The following is a 22,884-nucleotide window of genomic DNA, read 5'->3' as shown; positions in this document are numbered from 1 at the left end:
CTGCGGTTCTTTAAGATTCCGGTTATTCCCCGATGCGCTGGCGGACCACCTCGAACAGCATCACGGCCGCGGCGGCCGAAACATTCAGCGATTCGATATGCCCGATCAGCGGAATGGCCAACTGCTCGTCGCAAAGTTTCAGCACCTCCTTCGAAATGCCCGTATCCTCGGCGCCCATCACCAGCACGGTCGGCTTGCGGAAATCGGCGTCGTAAAGCAGTTTGCGGCTCTTCTCCGTGGCGGCCACGACCTGAAAACCCTCGGCCTGCAACTGCTTGAGCGTATTGCGGATCGACCCCACGCGGCACACGGGGATCGTCGTGAGGGCCCCGGCCGACGAGCGGATGGCCTCGGCGTTCACGGGAGCGGAGTTTTTCAGCGGCGTGACGAGCCCGTGCGCCCCGGCGCACTCGGCCGAGCGGGCGATGGCCCCGAAGTTCCGGACGTCAGTCACCCCGTCGAACAGCACGACGAGCGGCGTTTCATCCTCGGGCACCCGCTCCAGAATATCGGTCAGCTCGACATAGGCGATGGCTGCGGTCTGCGCCACGACGCCCTGATGGTTGCCGCGCGTGAGACGGTTGAGCTTCTCGACCGGCACCTCCTGAAAATGCACCCGGTGGCGCATGCAAAGGTCTTTCAGCTCCTGCATCAACTGCCCTTCGGCGCCCTTGCGGATGTAGAGTTTCTCGATCTGCTTTCCGGCCTCGATGGCTTCGGCCACGGGACGAATCCCGAAAATGATATTATCCATTGTATTGTTCTTCGATGAGTTCCAATTCATACGACGCCTTCTCCCATTCGTGCATCTGATGCTCGTAACGGTTCTTGAGTTCGTTGTAAGCCTTGTAGTCGGCTTCGTTGTATTCGGCCGCGGCGGCGAATCGGGCGTCGTACTCCGCAATCTGTTTTTCGATTCCGGCCAGTTCCGCCTCGATCGCTTCCACGGCTTTTTTCGCCTTGCGGGCCTGCCTCTCCTGCTCCTTCTTCTGTTCGTAGGAAAGCTTTCCCGACGCGGCCGGCTCGTCGCCCTTCACCGCGGCCTTGGCCGGAGCGTCGCGCCGCTCGATCTCCTGCAACGACTCCAGCTTGCGTTTCTCGAGGAAATAGTAGATGCCGCCCAGATACTCCTTCACCCCGCCGTCGCGGAACTCGTAGACCTTCTCGACCATGCCGTCGAGGAATTCGCGGTCGTGCGACACCACGACTACCGTGCCGTCGTACTTCATGATGGCGTTTTTAAGAATATCCTTCGAACGCATGTCCATGTGGTTCGTCGGCTCGTCGAGCACCAGCAGGTTGCGGGGTTCCAGCATCATACGGGCCATCGCCAGACGCGCCCGCTCGCCGCCCGACAGGACCTTCACCTTCTTGTCGATATCTTCGCCGCGGAACAGGAACGCCCCCAGAATGTCGCGCAGACGGGTGCGGATGTCGCCCACCGCCACACGGTCCAGCGTGTCGTAGACCGTAAATTCGCCGTCCATCAAATCGTCCTGATTCTGGGCGTAGTAACCGATGTTGACGTTGGCCCCCAGTCGTATCGACCCTTCGGTGGGCGTCAACTGGCCGATCAGCATCCGCGCGAGGGTCGTCTTGCCCTCGCCGTTGCGGCCCACCAGCGCGATTTTGTCGCCTTTCTCGATGACGAAATTCGCGCCGCTGAAGACGTGCTTGTCGCCGAACGACATCCCCGCCTCGTTGATCTCGGCGACGATCTGTCCCGACCGCGGTGCGGGCGGGAACTTGATGTTGAGCGTCGAGAGGTCCTCCTCCTCGATCTCCAGACGGTCCAGCCGTTCCAACTGTTTGATGCGCGACTGCACCTGATTCGACTTGGTGGGCTTGTAGCGGAACTTCTCGATGAACTCCTCGGTCTTCTCGATCATCCGCTGCTGGTTCTCGTAGGCCGCGACCTGCTGCGCCCGGCGCTCGGCGCGCAGAACGACGTATTTCGAATAGGAGACCTTGTAATCGGTAATCTTGCCCAGCGACAACTCGACCGTGCGGTTCGTCACGTTGTCCAAAAAGGCCCGGTCGTGGGAAATCAGCAGCACCGCGCCGTTGTAGTTCCTGAGATACTCCTCCAGCCACTGGATCGACTCGATGTCGAGGTGATTCGTCGGCTCGTCCAGAAGGAAGATCGAAGGACGCCGCAGCAACAGCTTCGCCAGTTCGATACGCATGCGCCAGCCGCCCGAGAACTCGCTCGTGGCACGCCCGAAATCCGAACGCTTGAACCCGAGGCCCAGCAGGGTCTTTTCGATGTCCGCGTCGCGGGTCTCGCCGCCGAGGATGTGGTAGTGGTCCTGCGCGTCGTTCAGGCGGTGCAGGAGTTGTTCGTATTCGGGGCTTTCGTAATCGGTGCGCTCGGCGATCTCGCGCGTCAGACCGGCGATCTCAGCCTCCAGCCGCAACACCTCTTCGAAGGCTTTGGCGGTCTCCTCCACGAGCGTCGTGGTGTCGGCCACGCGCATCGTCTGCGGCAGATAACCGATCGTGCAGTCGCCGTTGAGCGTCACGGCACCCGTCGTGGGCTGCTGTTCGCCCGTGATGATGCGCAGCAGCGTGGTCTTGCCCGCGCCGTTCTTGCCCACGAGACCGATGCGGTCCTTAGGGTTAATCAGGAACGAAATATTATCGAAGAGGGTCCAGCCCCCATAGCTTACAGTAAGGTTGTCGAGTGAAATCATGGCGAATCTAAAAACACCGCAAAGTTAGCGATTTAATCCGACATATCGTATCTTTGGAGACCGAAACAGAACCCCGTTATGGAAAAGTTGGAGCATTATTTACGATTCATGCGCGAAGCCGAACGGCTGAAAAACGTCCTGCGCTCGGCACACACCTCGACCGGACGTCACGAAAGCACCGCCGAGCATACATGGCGGCTGGCCCTGCTGGCACTGGTCCTTGCCGACGAGAAGCCGGAACTCGACCAGCAGCGGGTCCTCGCAATGTGTCTGGTCCACGATCTCGGGGAGGCTTACGAAGGGGATATCCCCGCTGTCGAGCAGTCCGATCCCGCCGTCAAAGCCGCGGCGGAACGTTCGGCCATGGAGCGGCTCGCGCCCCTGCTGCCCGATGCCGCGGCCGTGCGCATCCGGGCGCTCTGGGAGGAGTACGAAACCTGCGCCACGCCCGAGGCCCGCTGGGTCAAGGCGCTCGACAAGGCCGAGACCATCCTCCAGCACAATCAGGGCGCCAATCCCGCCGGATTCGACTACGATTTCAACCTGACCTACGGTGCGGAGTGGTTCCGCGACGATGCGCTCCTGCGCGAGCTGCGCAGCCTGCTCGACGCGGAAACGGCCCGGCACGTCAGGCGTTGAGCATCTTCACGATCTCGGCTCCGGGGTCCGCGGCGCCGAATACGGCGTTTCCGGCCACGAGCACGTCGGCTCCCGCCCCGTAAACCTCGCCGGCATTGCGCGACGAAAGGCCGCCGTCGACCTCGATGATCGTTTCGAGCCCCATCTCCCGCGCCATGGCGCGCAACTGCGCGATCTTCTCCAGCGATCCGGGGATGAACGACTGCCCTCCGAAACCGGGTTCGACGCTCATCACCAGCACCAGATCCACCTGCGGCAACACACCGCGCAGCACCTCGACCGGCGTCGCCGGTTTGATCGAGATACCGACCTTGGCCCCGGCTTCGCGGATCAGGCCGATGCAGACAGCAGGATCGTCCGACGCCTCGTAATGGAAGGTCACCAGATCGGCTCCCGCCTCGGCGAAACGCGCCACATACTTTTCCGGATTGACGATCATCAGGTGGACGTCGAGGAACTTCGGCGTCGCCTTGCGGATGGCTTTCAGCACGGGAAAGCCGAACGAAATATTGGGGACGAAAACACCGTCCATCACATCGATATGGACCCATTCGGCCGCACTGGCATCGATCATCCGGGTGTCGCGCTCCAAGTGTCCGAAATCGGCCGAGAGCATCGAGGGAGCTACTATTCTGTTCATGGTGCAGTTCTTTTTTTCAATTACAAAGGTATAAAAAAGCCGGACAGGAGCAAAACCGAATCGCAGGCGGTCCGGCAAAACATCCCGCCCCGGCAACCCGTCAGCGTTTCCCGCGTTCCAAGCTGCCTACCTTCCGGCGGATCGCCAGCCCGTTGAGCAGCGAAAGCAGCAGTGCAAGTCCGGTGCCGCACAGCAGCGTAACACCCATGCCCGCCGGCTGGTATCCCTCCTGCAACGCCGCCAGCGACGGCAGGTAAGCCAGTCGCAACAGCCACACCGCTAGCAAGGCGGCGGCCAGCACCCCGAAATTCAGCCCGAACGTCAGCAGTTGGTAGGGACGCGCCACGCGCGCCGGGGCGTAGCCCAGCAACAGCAGGTTCCCGAGTTTGTCGCTGTTCTTTTGCAGCAGCAGGAAGATGCTCAGCATCAGGATATAAAACGACATTCCGCTGAACGCCAGCCCCACTCCGGCCACGCCGCTTGCGGCCAGTTGCAGAAAGCGGGTCGCCTTGCCGTCGTCGCGGCGGTCGCCCTCGGCCTCATACCCCTTGCGGGCGAGGTACTCCGAGATGGCGGCATCGACCGGACGGTCGGTTTCGACGATGACCCGCGCCGGATTTTTTTTGCCCGCACCGTTCCCGAAACGCTCGTTCGACCAGCGGATGAACGCATCGGGCACGAGAATGGTGTTCAGGCGGTTAGACAGCCCGACGATCCGGCCCCGGAACTGCTCCGAACGGCCGTTCCCGGCGATGTCAATGCCGAGGCTCACCCGGCGGAAGATACCCTCCGATATCTGCGGCAACCCCTGCGAGGGGGCGAATCCGTAGTTGTAGAGGTTCACATAGTTGCGCGGGATGATGATGGGAATATCCCGGCCGCCGGGCTCGTAATTCCATTCGGCGGCCTTCACGTCGAGAAACCGGTCGGGGACCGATTCGAAAAAGAGGTAGGTCGAGAGGCTGATGCCGCCCATGCCGACCGAGCCCGTTATCCGGTAATCCGCCGGGGTCAGCGCCCCGACCTCGCGCACGAACGGCTGGGCGCGGAGGTCGTCCAGCTCTTCGGCGGTGAAATCATTGCCGCCCAGCCCGAGGGTGTTGAGTGCGCTGACGCGCTTCGAAAGCACGAGGTAGTCGCCGCGCAGGAACGAATCGGGCCGGTCGACGATCGGCCGGATGTCGCGGTAAGCCTGCAAAGCCCCCAGCACGACGGTCATCCCCACCAGCCCAGCGAGGGTGAACCCGGTCAACTGGGCCATGCTCAGATGGCAGCGAAGCAGTTTCCAGAGCAGTTTCATAGCGTCAGGATTTTGTGGTACGGCAGTTCGAGCCGGCTGCCGACCGAGGTCACGATGACGCCCGCACCCTGCGCCTGCGCCTCCTCCAGCAACAGCCCGGCGAGTATCCCGCCGTTCGCGGCATCGAGGTGGCTCACGGGTTCGTCCAGCAGGATGAAATCGAACGGCTGGCACAGGCAGCGCACGAACGCGACGCGCTGCTGCTGCCCGAACGAAAGTTTTCCGGCCGGAGTATCCCGTTTAGCGGCGATCCCGGCCGCTTCCAGCAGACGTTCGATCTGCCCGGGCGTTTTGAATGCGGTCAGGCCGTTCTTCAGGGCGAGGTTCTCGGCCACGGTCAGCTCCCCGAACAACCGCAGGTCTTGGAAAAGCAGGCTCAGCGACCGGCGCCGCACATCGCCCCACCGGGCCGCGGAAAAGGTGCGGCAGTCCTCGCCGCCGAGCAGGATACGGCCCGCATAATCGGTGCGGAAACCGTACAGGTAACTGCACAGCGAGGACTTTCCGGTCCCCGAAGCGGCTTCGACCAGATAATACTCCCCCTTGCGAAACGTCACGTCGCACCCCCACACGTCCGACGTCCGGAAAACCGGGTCGCCGGCAAACGCATCGGGCACCACCTGCCGCAAAGTTATCGACTCCATAGACATCCTGTTTCGAAAAAGCGGCCGTTCGAATCCGGACGGCCGCTGCTCGGTGTCTCCACCGTCGTTTGTTTACATTTCACCCTCTTCCGGCATATACTGGCGAATCATCTCGCCGGTCCTGTCGCAAAGGGTCTTGAACGCATTCTGCTCCTTGTCGGCCATATTGACGACGAGCTTCCCGCCCTCCATCGTGCCGTAAGCCTCCAGATCGTCGAACATGCCGAGCACCGCAAGTGCGGCTTCCACCTGCGGCGTCCGGTACCCACCGGCCATCTGGGCCACCAGCGTATTCACCCCCTTGAAATCGAGGTAGAACGAACCGGACTTCCCCTTCACGATGCCGTCGAGCGACGTCAGCGACTCGATTTTCGTACCGTCGAGCGCCGACTTCACAGCCGCGTCCGTCGTGCAGTAGAGTACCTTGTTCTTCACGCCGAACAGCACCGTGATGTCGCCCATGCTGAAGATATACTCCCCCTCGGCGGTCTGCTGAACGGGCATGCCCGCCAGATTCGTGACGATCGTCTGCAACACGGCGGGGTCCTTGACCTCGACCAGCAGCGACGCGATCGGATAACGTCCGTCCGGGGTCATTCCCGAGAACGAGATCACACAATCGCCATTGAATGCGTCCAACACCTGCTTGATCATCGGGTTGCCCAGCATCATGCCGTAACCGGGCATGGCGGCCAGCATCGTGTAGAGTTTTTCGCCGTCGAGCCCATAGGAAACCGCACCGATGCTGTTGGCGGGTACATAGCGCAGCAGGGCACCGGTCTGGGGCTTCACATAGGCGTAAAACTCCTTCATCTTCTTCTCGCTCTCCTTATCCTCGTATTTCACCGCGGCGTCGCTGACAATGCGGCCCTTCTCGAAATTGACGGACCCCGTCACCGCCGCGCCTTTCAGCACATCCATCATGGGCATCGCGCTCAGCATCGGATTGTTCATCAGGGTCGACAGATTGCCGTACGACATCACCATGTTGACGTCGTTGCGCCCGGCCAACTGCGCGGCAGCGGCCTTGTTGCCCATCAGACTCTCGCCCTGCTTCTGGGCGAACAGCTCCCGAACCCGCTCCTCGACGCCGGCGCCGGGATTGGCCTTGAAATATAGCAGGCAGGCGAGGTCGTTATAAGCGCATACGCCGGCTAACTCCGCCTCCTCGCCGATCTTCACGACCGAAACGCCGTTCTCGGTCACCGTCTCGGTGCCGCTCTTCCCGTTGATCCGCGCGATCAGCGCGTCCAGTTTCGACTTGTCGCCGACCGGGAACAGCAGGCCGCCGCTCACCTCGGGATTATTGACATCGGCGCCGCCGAGCGACATGAAGAAAAACAGGTCTTTTTTCAGGTCGAGGCCCGATTCGGCCGGATTCTCCAACAACGAAAGCAGGTATTCCGACTCCTCGGCGGAGAAGTTCTCCGTCTTGCCCAGCTCGGCCTTGAGGCGGTCGAGAAGCGGGTTATGGGCGGCATCGCACGCGCCGCTCTTCTCCATGAGCGATGCGGGGTTGACCGACATCGTCATGAACGAATCGGCAGGCAGAAGATTCCGGTAATCGGCCCCGCCGCAGGAGACGATCAGCGCAGCCACCGCCGCAAGGAAGGTCAGTTTCACGATGGGTAAAAGGTTCTTCATAGTATACAATGTTTAAGGGTTATTCTAACAGAAAACAAAGTTATAAAAATCGGCGTATGATACGCCATCCGGAGCAAATAAAATCACACAGTGTCCCGAAAATTCCGATTCCGGGAATAAATTGCTATTTTTGCAGGGAACACACGACCGAACAGCCATGACCCTTCTTTTCATACTGATGACCTGTTGCCTGACCGCCATCCTTGTCTTCGCCCTGCTCCTGTGGCGCAGGGAGTCGCGCCGGCTCGCCGACGCCGATGCGCGCGAACGCGACGCCGCGACCCCGCCGGCTCGCCGACGCCGATGCGCGCGAACGCGACGCCGCGACCCGTCTTTCGGCCGCCGAAGCCCGGCTGGCCGCAGCGGAACAGACCGCCTCGGCCGAAAAGGAGTTCCGCCTGCGCTGTGAGGAGCAGGTGCGGTCGCTGACCGAACAGCGCTCGCGCGCCGAGACCGAACTGGCGGCGCTGCGTGCCGCGTCCGAAGCCGAGATCGCGGCCCTGCGGCAGCGGAACGCCGAGGAACGCGAAGCCGAGCGCGCAGAGCGTGAAAAAACCGAGGAGCGTTTCCGGGCACAGTTCAGAAACTTGGCGACGGAGATTCTGGGCGAGCAGTCCCGGCATTTCAAGCAGACCAGCAAGGAGTCGATCGACATCCTGCTGAAACCCTTCAAGGACAACATCGTCGACTTCCGCAAACGGGTCGAGGAGATCTACACCACGCAGACCTCGCAGCGCGGCGAACTGAAATCGGAGCTCAAACGCCTCATGGAGCTCAACCAGAACATCTCGGCCGAGGCCCGGAACCTGACCGACGCCCTGAAAGGCAATTCGAAGGTGCAGGGCGACTGGGGCGAGATGCTGTTGGAGACGATCCTCGACAGTTCGGCGCTTTCGAAAGGCATCCACTACGAGACGCAGTACAACATCAAGGACGAGGATGGGCGCAACCTGCGTCCCGACGTGGTCCTGCACCTGCCCGAGAAAAAAGACATCGTCATCGACTCGAAAGTCTCGCTCACGGCCTTCGTGGGCTACACCTCGGCCGACACGGAGGAGGAGCGGCGGCGGTACCTCGCGGCGCACGTCGCATCGGTCCGCCAGCACGTCACCGAACTGGGCCGCAAGGAGTACCAGCGGCGGCTGAACTCGCCCGATTTCGTCATCATGTTCGTCCCCAACGAACCGGCGTTCCTCGCGGCATTGCAGAACGACCCGGCCATCTGGTCCGATGCCTACGACAAGAAAGTGATCATCTCCTCGCCGACGAACCTCTTCGCACTGCTGAAACTCGTCGCTGACCTCTGGAAATACAACGACCAGGACAAGAATACCAAGGAGATCGCCGCCTGCGGGCTGAAACTCTACGAACAGTTGGTTGCCTTCACTGGATCGCTCGAAGGAGTCGGCACGGCGCTCGACAAGGCCCGCGACGCCTACGAGGACGCCCACAAACGCCTCTGCACGGGCAACGACAACATCATCCGCGTCGGCGAACGCCTGCGCAAAACAGCCCGCCTGCAGACCAAACGCCAGCATGCGGCGCGCACGCTCGAGATCGCCGGCGGCGATACCGATGACGACTTCGCGGAAGATTCCCCGGCCCGGCCCGAACCGGCCGAATAACAACGAAAAATCCCCGCAACCTGAGTGCGGGGATTTTTTCAGACTTTTCGCCAGCTTTTGCGCATCCGGCATTCGATTCCGGGCGTCGCGTCCTGCTCCATCGCCTCCACGATGTCGTCCCACGATTCGGCGACCCAGCCGACCCGATCCCGGCAGCCTTTCAGCACCTCGACGGCCCAGATCCGCACCGCGACTTTCGTTGCCGGATCGACGGCCCACTCGGCTGCCGCCTCGGCGATCCGGTCCAGCGCCTCCGGCTCCGGCTCGTAACGCCCCAGCAGGTCGGCCATGATCTTGCCGAAATGCCGCCGGGCGCTGGCGTTGGCACACGCGGGAAAATCCCGCCGGCAGAACTCCCCGGCATGGGGCATGAAACGTTCGGGAGCGGTAAAATAAATGCGTTCGAGGACATAGGCCCCGCGAAACAGCACTTTCTGCCGCACGGGCTTCGGGAGTTCCGGATGCGGATCGACGGCGACCGCATAGAGCAGGTCCACGGCATCGGCCCCGAGCACCGCCCGGGCCGTTTCATCGGCAAAATTGTCGTAGAAACGCTCCGACAGGAGCCGTATCAGGTCCTCACGCGTCATGGCTGTATTAGCGGTTTGTCGTCAGGACGGCAAATCTCAGAATAATTTCTTCTTAGAAGTTGTAACCACAAAATCTTTCAGATAGAACGGCTCGAAATAGGCGATGTCCTCCGTGCGGCCTTTGTCGAGCGCCTCCTGAGCCAGCCGCGCCAATCCGCGGGCCGACGGAGTCACCTCGACGCATACGGCGTCGGGAAGGATGTCGGCGCACTTGCGGGCCCCGCTGCCGAAGATCACGAACGGACGTCCCTGACCGCGGAACGCGGCGAAACTCCCTTCGTCGACCACCTCGGCCGAAACCTCGCTCTGCGGACGCCCCCCGGCATCGAAGACCTGCGCATAGACCTCCATGCGCCGGGCGTCGACCATCGGGCAGAGGTAAGCCTTGTCCCAGCCGTCGACCGCGAGAATCCCCGCCTCGTAATCCTCACGGGCCACCTCGGCCAGCGCGTCCAGCGACCCCACGGCCACCAGCGGTTTTTGCAGGCCGTAGCACAGTCCCTTGGCGAACGACACGCCGATGCGCAGTCCCGTGTACGATCCGGGACCCTTGCCCACGGCCACGGCGTCGAGCTCATCGGGCACGATGCCCGTCTCGCGCAGCAGTTCGTCGACGAACACACCGACCTTGCGGGCATGGTCGCGTCCCTCGTCGCTCTCGCGCAGCGACAGCAGTTCGCCGTCTTTGGCGATACCCACGGAACAGATGTCCGTACCGGTTTCAATGCAAAGTATCAATGACATATTCCTATTGTTTATCAATCACCCCGAATTTTTCCAGCGCTTTCAAGATGCCGTCGTCGTCGACCGACGCCGTCACATGATCCGCGGCGCCGAGCGCCTCGTCGCAGGCATTGCCCATCGCCACGCCGACACCCGCGGCCCGGAGCATCGCCACATCGTTGCCGCCGTCGCCGAAAGCCATCGTCTCGTCGTGCGCGAAGCCGAAATGCGCGGCGAATTCGGCCATTCCCGTCGCCTTGTCGACACCCCGGACATTGACGTCGACGAAGATCGGGCACCAACGCCCCGTCACCAGCCCCGGCAACTGCGGCATCACCTCGCGCTCCAGTTCCGGATCGAAGAAGAAACACATCTGGCAACACTCGACCTTGTCGAAAAGCGCATAGAGATCGGTCTCGACCGGCATCGGATGAGCCACCAGCCGCGACCACTCTTTGGCGGCTGGCGACAGGCGGTTGATGAACAACCCCTCGTTCAGCTCGAACGCCAGCGAAAAACCGTATCGGTCCGAAAGCTCCATGGCGCGCTCGAAATCGGCTCGCGGAACGGGATGGCGGGCGACGGGCGTCCCGTCGCGCATCAGGCAGTCGGCGCCGTTCAGCGCCACCACGCCGTCGTAGAGAATCTCCTCCAACTGCTCCAGATCCCCGGCCGCGCGCCCCGTGGCGATGAAGAGCCGCACGCCGCGGGCATGCGCCCGGCGCAGTGCCTCCAACGTGGAAGCAGGCACCTCGTGGGTCTTAAAGCTGATTAGCGTCCCGTCGACGTCCAGAAACAGAGCCTTTATCATCTTCGGTAATTTTTCATCGCCTTGTCCATTTCGCGCTTGGCGTCGTTCTCCTTCAGGTACTCGCGCTTGTCGTAGGACTTACGGCCGCGGGCAAGCCCCACGACGACCTTGGCCAGTCCGCGCTCGTTCAGGAACATCCGCAGACCCACGATCGTGAGCCCCTTGTCCTGCGAGGCGCGCTGCAGCTTCTCCAGCTCACGGGCCGTGAGCAGCAGCTTGCGGTCACGGCGCGGAACGTGGTTATTGCAGGTTCCCCAAGCATATTCGGCGATGTTGATGCCGCGCACCCACAGTTCGCCCTTGTCGAAATAGCAGAACGTATCGACCATCGACGCCTTTCCGGCGCGGATCGACTTGATCTCCGTTCCGACCAACACGATGCCCGCAACGTACTCTTCCAGAATCTCATAGTCGAACGTCGCGCGCTTGTTCCGGATATTTATCTTCTTCTGTTCGCTCATATATTCAAAAACGGCACACGAATTGCAATTTTAATTCGCAGGGGTGGGAATCGGTCAAGGTAACTAATTCTTTTATCTTTGATATGTTTTACACATCTTTCTGTTTATTTTCTGTTTGCACACGGTATGCGCAGTGATGCGTGTACGACCCGAAACCCGCCCCTTTTCTTCTTATAAAATCGGTCGTCCTATCTTATTGGCTATCGTCTTTTTAACCTGATTGTAAGCTGCCAGCCGCTGCATGATCTCCTTTTGCTCGTCGTCGGGGAGTTCGTCGGCCAGCTTCGCCTGCAACTCCTTGATCAGCGCCTCGATCACCTTCGATTTGTAGAGCGTCACGGCCTTCGGCACCCCCACGGCCAGCATCTCGGCATCGCTGTCGATGTGTATCTCCTTGCGCTGCCACAACTCGCTGAGCACATAATTGTCATCCGCCGTGAGGATGTCCACCGACATGTTGCACACCTCCGGGTCGATGTGGGTCAGGAAGACGTGCGCCGGAACCTCCACGCCGGTCCCCAACTGCTCCCACTGCTGGCGGTAAGCGTTCATGATCTTGGCGTAGACCGGATTGCGGAACTCGATGTTGTCGTCGCTCAGCTCCGCGAAGATCACCTCCGCCACGTTGCACGCCACCATCGTCCGCCCCTCCTTGAAGTCGAACGAGCAATGGCCGTATTTCAGCAGGTATTTCACGATCTCGCGCTCCAGCGCCTCGAAACTGCTCCCCGCCTCGACCTGCCTGACGAACTCCACCTCGGGCTGCGGCGCCTCCCGCTGCCTAAGCGTCGTCTGCCGGCGCAGAAACTCGTCCGTCTCGCGGTCGCCCGACGTGGTCATGCGCTTGCGCGCCACCTCCGAAATCAATATCTGCTCGTCGATGTCCATGATCCGCGCGCACTCCTTGATATAGACCGAGCGCTGGATCGGGTCGGGTATCTGCGACACCGACTGCACCATGTCGGCGATCAGCGACGCTTTCCGGATCGGGTCGCCCTGCGCATCCTTCAACAGCAGCTTGGCCTTGAACTCCAGAAAGTCCTGCTCGTTGGCGCGGATGTACTCCTGCACCTCGGCGGCCGTATGGCTGCGGGCGAACGAGTCGGGGTCCTCGGGTTCGGGCAACAACACCACACGCACGTTCATCCCCTCTTTCAGAATCATGTCGATACCGCGCAGCGAAGCGTGAATACCCGCCGAATCACCGTCGTAGATGACCGTGATGTTCTTCGTAAAGCGGTTCAACAGGCGTATCTGCTCCGTCGTCAGCGACGTTCCGGACGACGACACGACATTCTCCACCCCGGCCTGATGCATCGATATCACGTCGGTATAGCCCTCGACCATGATGGCGTAATCCTGCTGCTGAATGGCCTTCTTGGCGAAATAGAGGCCGTAAAGCTCCCTTTTCTTGCTGTATATCTCGCTCTCGGGGGAGTTCTGGTACTTGGCGACCTGCTTGTCCGTGCGGAGCGTGCGGCCTCCGAAGGCTACGATGCGCCCCGAAATATTGTGCACGGGAAAGATCACCCGGTCGCGGAAGCGGTCGTAAAGCCCCCCGTCGCGGTCGCTGACCAACGAAAGTCCCGTCGAGATGAGGAACTCCTGCTTGTAACCCGCCGCCAGAGCGTCCTTCGACATCCGGTCGCCCTTGGCGGGACAGAATCCCAGCCCGAATTTCTTGATCGTGGCGTCGGTCATCCCGCGCTTCTGGCGGAAATAGGAGAGCCCGACGCTCTGTCCCTCGGTCTCGCGGTGGAGGTAGTTGGCAAAATACTCCGCGGCCCAGCCGTTCAGGGCGAACATCGACTCGCGGTCGTCGTTGCGGCGCACCTCCTCCTCCGACATCTCCTTCTCCTTGACCTCGATGCCGTAGCGCTTGGCGACCATCTTCAGCGCCTCGGGATAGGTGATGTTCTCGTGCTCCATCAGGAACGTCACGGCGTTGCCGCCCTTGCCGCATCCGAAACACTTGTAGACGCCCTTCGAGGGCGACACGACGAACGACGGAGTCTTCTCGTTGTGGAACGGACAGCACGCCTGATAGTTCACGCCCTTTCGCTTGAGCGTGACATATTCGCCGACGATATCCACGATATTGGCGGCTGCGTAAATGCGGTCTACTGTTTCCCTGTCGATCATAGCCTACAAAGGTACGAATAATCGAATTAAGAATTAAAGATTAAGAATGAAAAATTATACCGATCCTCAAATCCCCATACATTACAATAAAGCCCCCGCCGAGGCGGGGGTTTGGGGGTGGGTCAGATTTACATACGCCGCCAAAGGCGGCGGGTAGCTGCGGCAGAGAGCAGAAAAGCGGTACTAAATTGGAAACTGTTTCATTTTATCACTACCTTTGCACCATGGATTTCAAACTCGTATCGGACTACGCCCCGATGGGCGACCAGCCGGAGGCGATCGGGCAGTTGGTGAGCTCGATCGAACACGGCTCGAAGCATAACACGCTGCTGGGCGTAACAGGCTCCGGAAAGACCTTCACGGTGGCCAACGTCATCGCGCGGCTGAACCGTCCGACGCTGGTGCTGAGCCACAACAAGACCCTCGCGGCGCAGTTGTACGGGGAGTTCAAGAACTTCTTCCCCGAGAACGCCGTGGAGTATTTCGTGTCGTACTACGATTACTACCAGCCGGAGGCCTACCTGCCTTCGTCGGACACCTATATCGAGAAAGATCTCCAGATCAACGCCGAGATCGAGAAGATGCGCCTCGCCACGGTCGCCACCCTGCTGTCGGGGCGCCGCGACGTCGTCGTCGTGTCGAGCGTCTCGTGCCTCTACGGTGCGGGCAACCCCGCGGATTTCCACGCCACGGCCATCAACGTCCGGGTCGGGCAGGTCGTGAGCTACAAGCATTTCCTCTACAAACTGGTCGAGGCGCTCTACACCCGCACCGAACGCGATCTGGAGCCCGCGACATTCCGCGTCAACGGCGACACGGTGGACATCATGGCGGCCTTCGGCGAGTTCGGCAACCAGTGCTTCCGGGTGATGTTCTTCGACAACGAGGTCGAGGCCATCCACTCCATCGACCCCGTCACCGGACAGCGCATCCAGTCACTCGACAGCCTGACGCTCTACCCCACGAACCTTTTCGTGACCACCAAGGAACGCATCAACGCCGCCGTGCAGCAGATTTACCTCGACCTGGGCAAGCAGGTCGAGTTCTTCGAACGCGCCGGGCGCCCGATGGAGGCGCAGCGCATCAAACAGCGCGTGGAGTACGACCTCGAAATGATCAAGGAGCTGGGCTACTGCCCCGGCATCGAGAACTACTCGCGCTATTTCGACGGCCGCGCCGCCGGAACGCGCCCTTTCTGCCTGATCGACTACTTCCCGAAAGACTACCTGATGGTCGTGGACGAGAGCCACGTCACGCTCCCGCAGGTCCACGCCATGTTCGGCGGCGACCGGGCCCGCAAGGAGAACCTCGTGGAGTACGGCTTCCGCCTCCCGGCCGCCAAGGACAACCGCCCGGTGACCTTTGCGGAGTTCGAACAGTTGCAGGGCACCTCGATCTATGTGAGCGCCACGCCCGCCGATTACGAACTGATGAAGAGCGAGGGTGTGATCGTCGAGCAGTTGATCCGCCCCACGGGGCTCGTGGACCCGCCGCTGGAGGTGCGCGTGACGGTGAACCAGATCGACGACCTGATCGGGGAGATCGACAAGCGCGTGAAGAACGACGACAAGGTGCTCGTGACGACCATCACCAAACGCATGGCCGAGGAGCTCTCGAAATATTTCGACCGCGTGGGCGTGCGTAACCGCTACATCCACTCGGACGTCGACACGCTGGAGCGCATCCAGATACTCGAGGACCTGCGGGCCGGAATGTTCGACGTGCTGGTGGGCGTGAACCTGCTGCGCGAGGGCCTCGACCTGCCGGAGGTGGCGTTGGTGGCCATCCTCGACGCCGACAAGGAGGGATTCCTGCGCAACGTCCGCTCCCTCACGCAGATCGCCGGACGCGCCGCCCGCCATTCGCAGGGCAACGTCATCCTCTACGCCGACACCTGCACCGACTCGATGCGCTACGCCATCGAGCAGAGCAACCGCCGCCGGGAGAAGCAGGTACGTTACAACATGGAGCACGAAATGCTGCCGCGCCGGGCACAGCGCAGCGGTACGGGGCAGAGCGCCCTGCTGACGGGGCGCGACACCCCGGAGGTCAACCTGACGGCCTACCCCATCGCCGAGGATCATTACGCCGCGGTGGCCGACGTGCAGAAAAACTACGCGGCCAGCGAGAACATCGACGCCCTGATCGACAAGGCCCGCGAGGACATGGAGCGGGCGGCCAAATCACTGGATTTCCTCGCCGCGGCGAAATTCCGCGACCGGATGTACGAACTGCAAAAGCTCCGCGAAGAGAACCGGAAATAACGCCTCACTCGGCAGAGGCGTGCCGGAAAGTGAAGTACTTGGCCGCGAGGAAACTGTAGACGGTCGTCAGCAGCGTCGTGAGCATCTTCGCCGGCGTAGGCCATACCCCGCACATTTCAACGAAGAATTTCAGTCCCGCATAGGTCAGCAGAATCGACCCCGCCACCGACAGCAGGTAGCGCAGCAACTGCGTCCCGGCGCCTATCGGCGACCGGCGGAACGCTACATGCCGATTGAGCCAGAAGCCCACGAAAAACGTGAACGGAAAAACGAGGACCATCGCCGCGATATGCGGGGAGACGACCACGAATCCCAGATCGAAATAGCGGTGGGCGACGATGAAATTGTAGAACAGGAAATAACAGAGGGGATCGAACAGGATGTAGGTCACACCTCCGCAGACGGCATAGCGAAATACCTGCAAGGGCATCAACGCCCGGACGGGCCTGATGTAGAAGCAATCGATCGCCTTGACTATCAACTCCGAAACACGCATCACCGGGCGGTGTAGGTCCACATGCCGGGGAAACGCTCGGCATGGATGCCGATGAATTGCGTGCACGGCCCGGCGTTATCCGACGAGAAGGGCGAAACCATGAATTTCTCCCCGAAACGGTAAATCCGGCAGCGGAATGCCGGCTCCTTGGCCGCGATCTCCCGCAGGGCGCGTCGGGCATTTTCGGTCGTGCTGAAAACGCCCAGCACCACATAACTGCGTCCCGAAAGCAACGACATCGGTTCCCCGTCCTGCGCCTCCGCCGTGTCCGCCTGCACAGGGACAGATGCTCCGGGCGATGCCGTGTCGGACGGCTGCGGGAACTCCTCCCCCGCCGCCGGCAGTTCCGCCTGCGGAGCCTCGGCCAGCGCATCGGGCGACTCGACCGGAGCGAGCGAGTCCGTCCTCTCCGTCGCAACGGTTTCAGCCACAACGGTCTCCGGCTCCCCGGAGAGCATCAGGAACTCCCGTCCTCCGTAAACCAGCGCAATCACAATGGCCGCAACGCCCAGCCACAAGGCCCAGTCGAAACGGCGCGGGGCGCGTATCTTCACGGGCTCCCGGCCTTGGGGGTTCAGGCGCCGCTCGAACGCTTCGTCGGGCGTGAAATTCTTGAATGCCAATACACCGACACCCTCGACGGTCAGCAGGTTAGCCTCCTGCGCACGGGCGAGCCAGCGGTCGTAAACCTCCTGCGCCGCGGCCTGCGGATCGGCTTCGGGGGCCTCCCCGCCCTCCCGCATGACACGGGCGATCTCATCGACCAGCGACGCTCCCCGCTCCTGCGAGGTGAACGACACCACGCGGTAAGGGGGCTGCACGGTGCGCCTGTCGATCCGTCGGGCAGGCCGCCGCTCGGTATAGAGCGACCCCACCCCCGGCAGGAATACCTCCCCGCCTCCGGCCAACAGATTGCCTACGAGTCTGCCGACCTGTTCCGTCATCGGTGTACCGTTCATTTTTTCTTCTTTTTAGGAGCAGTATGCGCTTTCGGCGCCGGGACGACCGGTTCCGGAACCGTCTCGGGCCGCGTAAGACCCCGCCAGATCATATAGATACCCAGCAGGATGAAGGGAATGCTGAGCCACTGGCCCATGTCGAGCGTCCATCCCAGTTCGAAAGGTTCCTGCTCGGTTTTGATGTATTCGATGAAGAAGCGCGTAAGGAATGTGCCGATCAGACCGATCCCGAAGAGGATGCCCGGACGGCGACGCGCCATGTCTTTCTTATAGTAGAGCCAGCAGAGAATCCCGAAGGTCGCCAGATAGCACAGCGCCTCGTAAATCTGCGTCGGATGCACGGCCGCGGGCGCGAACTCGGCGACCCATTTGTGCGAACGCACGAACTCGAAGCCCCAAGGCAGCGTGGTCGCCTGCCCGAAGATCTCCGAATTGAAGAGGTTGCCCAGCCGCACGATCGCACCGCCGATGCCCACCGGAATCATGATGCGGTCCAGCGACCAGATGTAAGGGAGCTTGTTCTTGCGCGAAAAGAGCCACAGCCCGATCAGCAGGCCGATGGCCGCACCGTGGCTGGCCATGCCGCCGTCGCGGAAGCCCGTGATGATGGTCCACGGCTTCGAGAGGTACTCCATCGTGTCGTAAAAGAGGCAGTGGCCCAGCCGGGCGCCGAGGATCGTGGCGAGCGTTCCGTAGATGAATATCGACTCCGAGACCTTCTGCGGGAGTCCTTCGCGCTTGACGAAGTTATCGAAGAATTTGGCGCCGATCAGGATGGCCAGAGCCCACATCAGGCCATAATACCGGATGTCCAGCGACCCGATGGTGAAGAACACCGGGTCGAAATCCCAGACAACGGACAGCGATTGTGACATTAGTATCATTTATCTAAGTTTATACATTGTTCATCCAGCTCTCGCTCCCGACCGCCGTACTCGCCGCCTTCGGCGGCGTTTACAAGTCTGCCCCCCCCCGGCTAAGAGCCGGGCTTTAGGGGCGATGCATGGGTGTTGACCTTCCAATCCGGTCTGCGCTTCCACCACTTAAAAGCCGTTTCTTAAACGGCCCTCGGGAGGGGCTTGTCGCAACGCAACCGGGTTCTTAACCGGAATATCGCTCAAAATATCGGCCGGACTTTCGATCGGGGTTTCGGCCCAAGCCTTTCACCTTTAACCTTACTTTACCTCCTGCAGGTTCACTTTTTTCAGCGTGAAGGAGAAGGTGCTGCCCACTCCCAGTTCGCTGCGGACCGTGATCCGCTCCCCGTGGGCCTCGACGATGTGCTTGACGATGGCCAGTCCGAGCCCCGTGCCGCCCTGCTCCCGCGAACGGCCCTTGTCCGTGCGGTAGAAGCGTTCGAAGACGCGCGGCAGGTCCTCCTTGCCAATTCCCGAACCGTTGTCCTCGACCTCCACCAATATTTTGTCGAGCATGTCGCGGAAATGGATGCGCGTCATGCCGCCCTCCTTGCCGTAACGCACCGAGTTGATGATGAGGTTGACGAAGACCTGACCGATATAATGTTTGTCGGCCAGCACCCAGAAGGGCGAAGGCAGGTTCTCGGCCCCTTTGACCGTGATTTTGATCCCCTTCCTGTCGGCCTCCATCTCGGCCTGCTCGGCAATCTCCTTGGCCAGCGCCACGACGTCGAACTTCTCCAGATTGAGCTTGTTCATGCTGCTCTCCAGCTTCGAAATGGTGTCGAGGTCGTTGACGATGTTTATCAGGCGGTCGATGCTCTTTTCGGCACGTTCGAGGTACTTGCGGTTAATCAGCTCGTCCTCCAGCCCGCCGTCCAACAGGGTCGAAATGTACCCCTGAATATTGAAAATAGGGGTTTTCAGCTCATGCGCCACATTGCCCAGATACTGCTTGCGGAAACACTCGGCCTCCTTCAGCCGGGCGATCTCCCGGTCGTTGGTATCGGCCCACGCCGTGAGCTCCTCGCCGATGTTCTCGACCCGCTTGTCCTTGAGTTCCGAGAAGATCTCGTTGGTGTGCACATCGCGCGAAAGCACGATCGAATAGATCGGTTTGAGCTTGTAGGCCACATACTTGCGGATGATGAACAGCGCCGCGAGCGCCACGACGACGAACACGCCGGCCGACGCACAGAGCGTGATCCACCACACGACGTCCAGCAGCGTCATGCCCACGGCCACGATGACCGCGGCGAGCAGGGCTATCCACAGCGACGCCCCCTCTTTCGTTTTGATGTACACCATAAATTCGGGTTTACTTCATGTAGTTTTTCATCAGCCGGGCGATGTACTTGCCCACGATGTCGAACTCGAGGTTCACCACCGATCCCACATCGATCCGGCAGAAATTCGTATGCTCGAAGGTGTAGGGAATGATCGCCACGCGGAACGACGACTCTTTCGAGTCGCAGACCGTGAGACTCACGCCGTTCACCGTCACCGAGCCCTTCTCGACCGTACACAGCCCCTCGCCCTGCGGCTCGTACTCGAACGTGAAGTACCAACTGCCGTCGGCGTCCTCTTTGGCCGTGCAGACGGCCGTCTGGTCGACGTGTCCCTGCACGATGTGCCCGTCCAGCAGGGCATCGGGCTTCATCGAGCGTTCGAGGTTGACCAGATCGCCCTCGCGCAGCAGCCCGAGGTTGCTGCGGTCGAGGGTCTCCTTCATGGCCGTCACGGTGTAGGTGTCCTCCGTGATGTCCACAACTGTCAAACATACGCCGTTATGTGCTATGCTCTGATCGATTTTCAACTCCTTGCAGAAATCCGCACGCAGGGTAAAATCCTTGTTCTGACGGTCCGTCCGGATCGCCACAACCTCCGCCGTGCGTTCCACGATGCCTGAAAACATACGCTTTAACTGTTTATTATCAATTTGCCCTTTACTTTGTAGACCGCTACTATATCATTGACATTCAACAGAATGTCGTCATAATTTTCACGATCCCCGGCCACCAGACGGACTTTGTCCTCCTCGTCGGCGGCCCGAACTATCCGCAAAGTTACAATTTTTCGGGAGACAATCGCATATTCACCCCCCGGAATAATCGCATCCCGGTCCACGGCTTTCAGCAGCACCACCGTCCCGGGAGGCACCAGCGAACCCATCGCACGGCCCGTGTAGCTCATCGCCAAGTCGCACGCCCCCACCGGGGGCAGGATCAGGTTGCTCTCGGATTCGAGATGCTCGAGATGTTCCAGCCCGTGCTCGACATCCACGTCGTAAAAAGGGATCTGGGGGCCGCGCGTGCGCTCGTCGGCGAACATCTGTCCTTCGCCCGTCAGCAGCCACAACTTGTCGACCTGAGGAAATTTAGCAACGATCCGGTCGGCGACATCGAACGAAATGCCGTTGTTGCCCCGTTTGATCTGGTAAAGATTTTCCCCTCGCGCAAGGCCGATATGCCGCGCGAAATAGTTCGTCGACATATTCGCCCATTTGATCACAGCCTCGATTCTTTGCCAATTATTCTGCTTTTCCCGCATTTTTTTTCGTATAATTAATATTTTTTTTGCATCTTTGCACTCCCGGTCCCGTAGTTCAATGGATAGAATATAAGATTCCGGTTCTTACGATATGGGTTCGATTCCCGTCGGGACTACTCAGGCACAAGTGCGAAAAGCCGTACTTGTGCTTTTTCTTTTTTGTCGTATGGGATCGGTTGGCATTCTTTTATCCAACAAAAATAGTAACAAATTTCATTCGGACAATAAAAAATAGCACTTTTAGTCACAAACGTAGAGCATTCGGCCCAGCATGAAAAGGGAAGCCCACACGCTCCGTGCGAACTTCCCTCATGCAATAAATGTGCGATTTGCGATTTTATTTAAAACGAGAGACGTACGCCCAACCTCAGGGTCAGTGTAAGGGGAGAATCCGTACGCGCCGTTTTCAGGTCGGTTTCCGTAAAATAATAGGACCCTTCGGGTTCGAAATAGAGCCCGACCATGCCGCCCAACCGGTATTGCGCACCGACCGCCGCGAGGGCCGACCACTGCACGCCGGGTTCGTCCATGGACTTCGAGCCGAACTTGGCCGAGACGCATTTTTCGACCATGCCGCCCGCACCTATATATAATGAGAACCTTCCGCGTTCGAGAAACTGCCAGTTCATGCGCAGGGGGATGCCGATAAAATGGAGTTTCTGGCTCACATCCTCCGAGGAGTATTTGACCGTCACATCCGAACGCAGCAGCGTGTAGTTCACACCGCTTTCGAGCGAGAGTCCGTGTGCGAACTCTTTCCGCACGGAGATTCCGAAACTCAGCGGCTGGTGGTGGCGGAACGAGTTTTCACTGTACTCGCCGCGCGCCATGAGCGACAGGTTGTCGCCGTTCCCGACCACCGACGAAACGTCGTTCGTCACCGACGAGTACATCCGCGGCGCAGCGGCATCCCCGCCGGTACCGCCCGACACGGCACCGCCTGCAAAGGCCGATATCGAGGCTTTCCTGCGCGGGGGCTTGTAGGCCTCGAGCGGCTCGTCGTAATACGCCGTCCGAGCGGACACTCCGGCCGTCGAGCGGGTCGCAGGGCGCTTCGGCTCCGCTTCTGCCGTCGTTTCCGCCTCCGGCTGCGAAGTCTCCTCAACAGTCGCCTGCTTCGCGGAAACCCGGTCGGCAACGGCATCTCCGGAGGTTTCGGCCGCCGTCTCAGCAACGGACATCCGTTCCGTCACCGCTCCCGTCGTCGTTTCCGCCGCGGGCTTCACCGCCGCAGCGAGCAGCGCCGTCTGCCTTGCGGCAGGAGCCGCCGTCCGCTCGGAAGCGAGCCCCACAGCCTGCGCGAGCGCCTCCTGTATGGATTCCGCTTCATGCGGCTGCGGCATGGTTACCGCGGTTGCGTCCTCTTCCACTGTCGATGCGATAACATTCCCATCATTTTCCAACGCCTTGTCCGGCCGGAGCATATAATCACCTGCAACGACGCCGAGCAGAACGACAGCGGCAGCGGCAGCAATCCGCGGCCAATAGATCCGCCACACGGAACCGCGGGGCGCCGTCGGCTCCGAAGCCCGCAGCTCCGGGGCCGCACCGCCCAGTTCACGCTCCAGACGTTCCCAACCACCCGCCGGGGGTGGAAGTTCAGCGTCCCGGAGCGCGCTCCGCATGACATCGGTCCAATCTTTATCTTGTTTCATAACTGTTCATCTCTAAGTTCGGCATATTGCCGAACGACTAACCTTTTTTCCAAAGTCTCCCTTCCCAAAGGGAGATTTAGAGGGATTGTCTCTCCAAACCGAGCGTTTTAACGCCCTCGTGCGGGTTTGGC

At 60.6% G+C, this 22,884-nt stretch carries 20 protein-coding genes, 1 tRNA gene and 1 pseudogene; 4 read left to right on the top strand and 18 right to left on the bottom strand.

Annotated features, from left to right (window positions below; genetic code table 11):
- Positions 1-22: 22 nt before the first annotated feature.
- Positions 23-754 (bottom strand): 23S rRNA (guanosine(2251)-2'-O)-methyltransferase RlmB, encoded by a 732-nt coding sequence (rlmB, locus tag BN5935_RS09295; protein WP_064975864.1) that lies wholly within the window; start codon positions 752-754, stop codon positions 23-25.
- Complete coding sequence (abc-f, locus tag BN5935_RS09290; RefSeq protein ID WP_064975863.1) at positions 747-2,693, bottom strand: ribosomal protection-like ABC-F family protein; 1,947 nt, start codon at positions 2,691-2,693, stop codon at positions 747-749. Before abc-f ends, rlmB begins: the two co-directional genes overlap by 8 nt.
- Before the next feature lie 78 nt (positions 2,694-2,771).
- On the opposite strand from abc-f, the gene BN5935_RS09285 reads away from it, so the two are divergent.
- Positions 2,772-3,332 carry an HD domain-containing protein gene (locus tag BN5935_RS09285; protein WP_064975862.1) on the top strand — a complete coding sequence of 187 codons (561 nt, stop codon included), beginning with the start codon at positions 2,772-2,774 and terminating at the stop codon, positions 3,330-3,332.
- Here BN5935_RS09285 and rpe read toward each other — a convergent pair.
- The 4 genes from rpe to BN5935_RS09265 all read right to left on the bottom strand — a co-directional run bounded on the left by rpe (position 3,322) and on the right by BN5935_RS09265 (position 7,560).
- Positions 3,322-3,972, bottom strand: coding sequence for a ribulose-phosphate 3-epimerase (gene rpe / locus BN5935_RS09280; RefSeq protein WP_082944090.1), 651 nt, complete (start codon positions 3,970-3,972; stop codon positions 3,322-3,324). The two genes, BN5935_RS09285 and rpe, sit on opposite strands and share 11 nt — an antisense overlap.
- A gap of 100 nt (positions 3,973-4,072) precedes the next feature.
- Positions 4,073-5,272, bottom strand: coding sequence for a hypothetical protein (locus tag BN5935_RS09275; protein WP_064975860.1), 1,200 nt, complete (start codon positions 5,270-5,272; stop codon positions 4,073-4,075).
- Positions 5,269-5,916, bottom strand: coding sequence for an ATP-binding cassette domain-containing protein (locus tag BN5935_RS09270; RefSeq protein ID WP_064975859.1), 648 nt, complete (start codon positions 5,914-5,916; stop codon positions 5,269-5,271). The genes BN5935_RS09275 and BN5935_RS09270 overlap by 4 nt, the downstream gene beginning before the upstream one ends.
- A 72-nt stretch (positions 5,917-5,988) precedes the next feature.
- Positions 5,989-7,560 carry a DUF4836 family protein gene (locus BN5935_RS09265; RefSeq protein WP_064975858.1) on the bottom strand — a complete coding sequence of 524 codons (1,572 nt, stop codon included), beginning with the start codon at positions 7,558-7,560 and terminating at the stop codon, positions 5,989-5,991.
- A gap of 157 nt (positions 7,561-7,717) precedes the next feature.
- On the opposite strand from BN5935_RS09265, the pseudogene BN5935_RS09260 reads away from it, so the two are divergent.
- Positions 7,718-9,185: pseudogene (locus tag BN5935_RS09260) on the top strand (DNA recombination protein RmuC).
- A gap of 38 nt (positions 9,186-9,223) precedes the next feature.
- Here the strand turns inward: BN5935_RS09260 and BN5935_RS09255 are convergent.
- The 5 genes from BN5935_RS09255 to dnaG form a co-directional block, all read right to left on the bottom strand.
- Entirely contained in the window at positions 9,224-9,775 is a 552-nt protein-coding gene (locus BN5935_RS09255; RefSeq protein WP_064975857.1) for a hypothetical protein, read from the bottom strand.
- A gap of 36 nt (positions 9,776-9,811) precedes the next feature.
- Positions 9,812-10,519: a tRNA (adenosine(37)-N6)-threonylcarbamoyltransferase complex dimerization subunit type 1 TsaB gene (gene tsaB, locus BN5935_RS09250; protein WP_064975856.1), complete on the bottom strand. Its 708-nt coding sequence runs from the start codon at positions 10,517-10,519 to the stop codon at positions 9,812-9,814.
- A gap of 4 nt (positions 10,520-10,523) precedes the next feature.
- Positions 10,524-11,309, bottom strand: a complete 786-nt coding sequence (locus BN5935_RS09245) for a Cof-type HAD-IIB family hydrolase (RefSeq protein ID WP_064975855.1) — start codon at positions 11,307-11,309, stop codon at positions 10,524-10,526.
- Positions 11,306-11,770, bottom strand: a complete 465-nt coding sequence (gene smpB, locus BN5935_RS09240; RefSeq protein WP_064975854.1) for an SsrA-binding protein SmpB — start codon at positions 11,768-11,770, stop codon at positions 11,306-11,308. Before smpB ends, BN5935_RS09245 begins: the two co-directional genes overlap by 4 nt.
- Positions 11,771-11,941: 171 nt before the next feature.
- The gene (gene dnaG, locus BN5935_RS09235; protein WP_064975853.1) at positions 11,942-13,912 is read right to left on the bottom strand and encodes a DNA primase; all 1,971 of its coding nucleotides are present in this window, start codon (positions 13,910-13,912) and stop codon (positions 11,942-11,944) included.
- 224 nt (positions 13,913-14,136) lie between these two features.
- On the opposite strand from dnaG, the gene uvrB reads away from it, so the two are divergent.
- The gene (uvrB, locus tag BN5935_RS09230; protein WP_064975852.1) at positions 14,137-16,176 is read left to right on the top strand and encodes an excinuclease ABC subunit UvrB; all 2,040 of its coding nucleotides are present in this window, start codon (positions 14,137-14,139) and stop codon (positions 16,174-16,176) included.
- Positions 16,177-16,180: 4 nt separating this feature from the next.
- Here the strand turns inward: uvrB and BN5935_RS09225 are convergent, their stop codons facing one another.
- The 6 genes from BN5935_RS09225 to BN5935_RS09200 all read right to left on the bottom strand — a co-directional run bounded on the left by BN5935_RS09225 (position 16,181) and on the right by BN5935_RS09200 (position 21,098).
- Entirely contained in the window at positions 16,181-16,672 is a 492-nt protein-coding gene (locus BN5935_RS09225) for a GtrA family protein (RefSeq protein WP_064975851.1), read from the bottom strand.
- Positions 16,672-17,631, bottom strand: coding sequence for an SPOR domain-containing protein (locus BN5935_RS09220; protein WP_064975850.1), 960 nt, complete (start codon positions 17,629-17,631; stop codon positions 16,672-16,674). Before BN5935_RS09220 ends, BN5935_RS09225 begins: the two co-directional genes overlap by 1 nt.
- Positions 17,628-18,506, bottom strand: a complete 879-nt coding sequence (gene lgt, locus BN5935_RS09215; protein WP_064975849.1) for a prolipoprotein diacylglyceryl transferase — start codon at positions 18,504-18,506, stop codon at positions 17,628-17,630. The genes BN5935_RS09220 and lgt overlap by 4 nt, the downstream gene beginning before the upstream one ends.
- A gap of 300 nt (positions 18,507-18,806) precedes the next feature.
- Positions 18,807-19,856 (bottom strand): sensor histidine kinase, encoded by a 1,050-nt coding sequence (locus BN5935_RS09210; protein ID WP_064975848.1) that lies wholly within the window; start codon positions 19,854-19,856, stop codon positions 18,807-18,809.
- A 10-nt stretch (positions 19,857-19,866) separates the two neighbouring features.
- The gene (locus tag BN5935_RS09205; protein WP_064975847.1) at positions 19,867-20,463 is read right to left on the bottom strand and encodes a riboflavin synthase; all 597 of its coding nucleotides are present in this window, start codon (positions 20,461-20,463) and stop codon (positions 19,867-19,869) included.
- A 5-nt stretch (positions 20,464-20,468) separates the two neighbouring features.
- Complete coding sequence (locus BN5935_RS09200; protein WP_064975846.1) at positions 20,469-21,098, bottom strand: hypothetical protein; 630 nt, start codon at positions 21,096-21,098, stop codon at positions 20,469-20,471.
- Between the two features lie 44 nt (positions 21,099-21,142).
- On the opposite strand from BN5935_RS09200, the gene BN5935_RS09195 reads away from it, so the two are divergent.
- A tRNA-Arg gene (locus tag BN5935_RS09195) sits at positions 21,143-21,214 on the top strand.
- Positions 21,215-21,439: 225 nt separating this feature from the next.
- Here the strand turns inward: BN5935_RS09195 and BN5935_RS09190 are convergent.
- Positions 21,440-22,753 (bottom strand): hypothetical protein, encoded by a 1,314-nt coding sequence (locus BN5935_RS09190; protein WP_064975845.1) that lies wholly within the window; start codon positions 22,751-22,753, stop codon positions 21,440-21,442.
- Positions 22,754-22,884 lie beyond the last annotated feature (131 nt).

Source organism: Alistipes provencensis (assembly GCF_900083545.1).
Taxonomy (GTDB): Bacteria; Bacteroidota; Bacteroidia; order Bacteroidales; family Rikenellaceae; genus Alistipes; species Alistipes provencensis.
The sequence above is the reverse complement of the archived record's forward strand: the minus strand, read 5'-3'. Positions and strand labels throughout refer to the sequence as shown.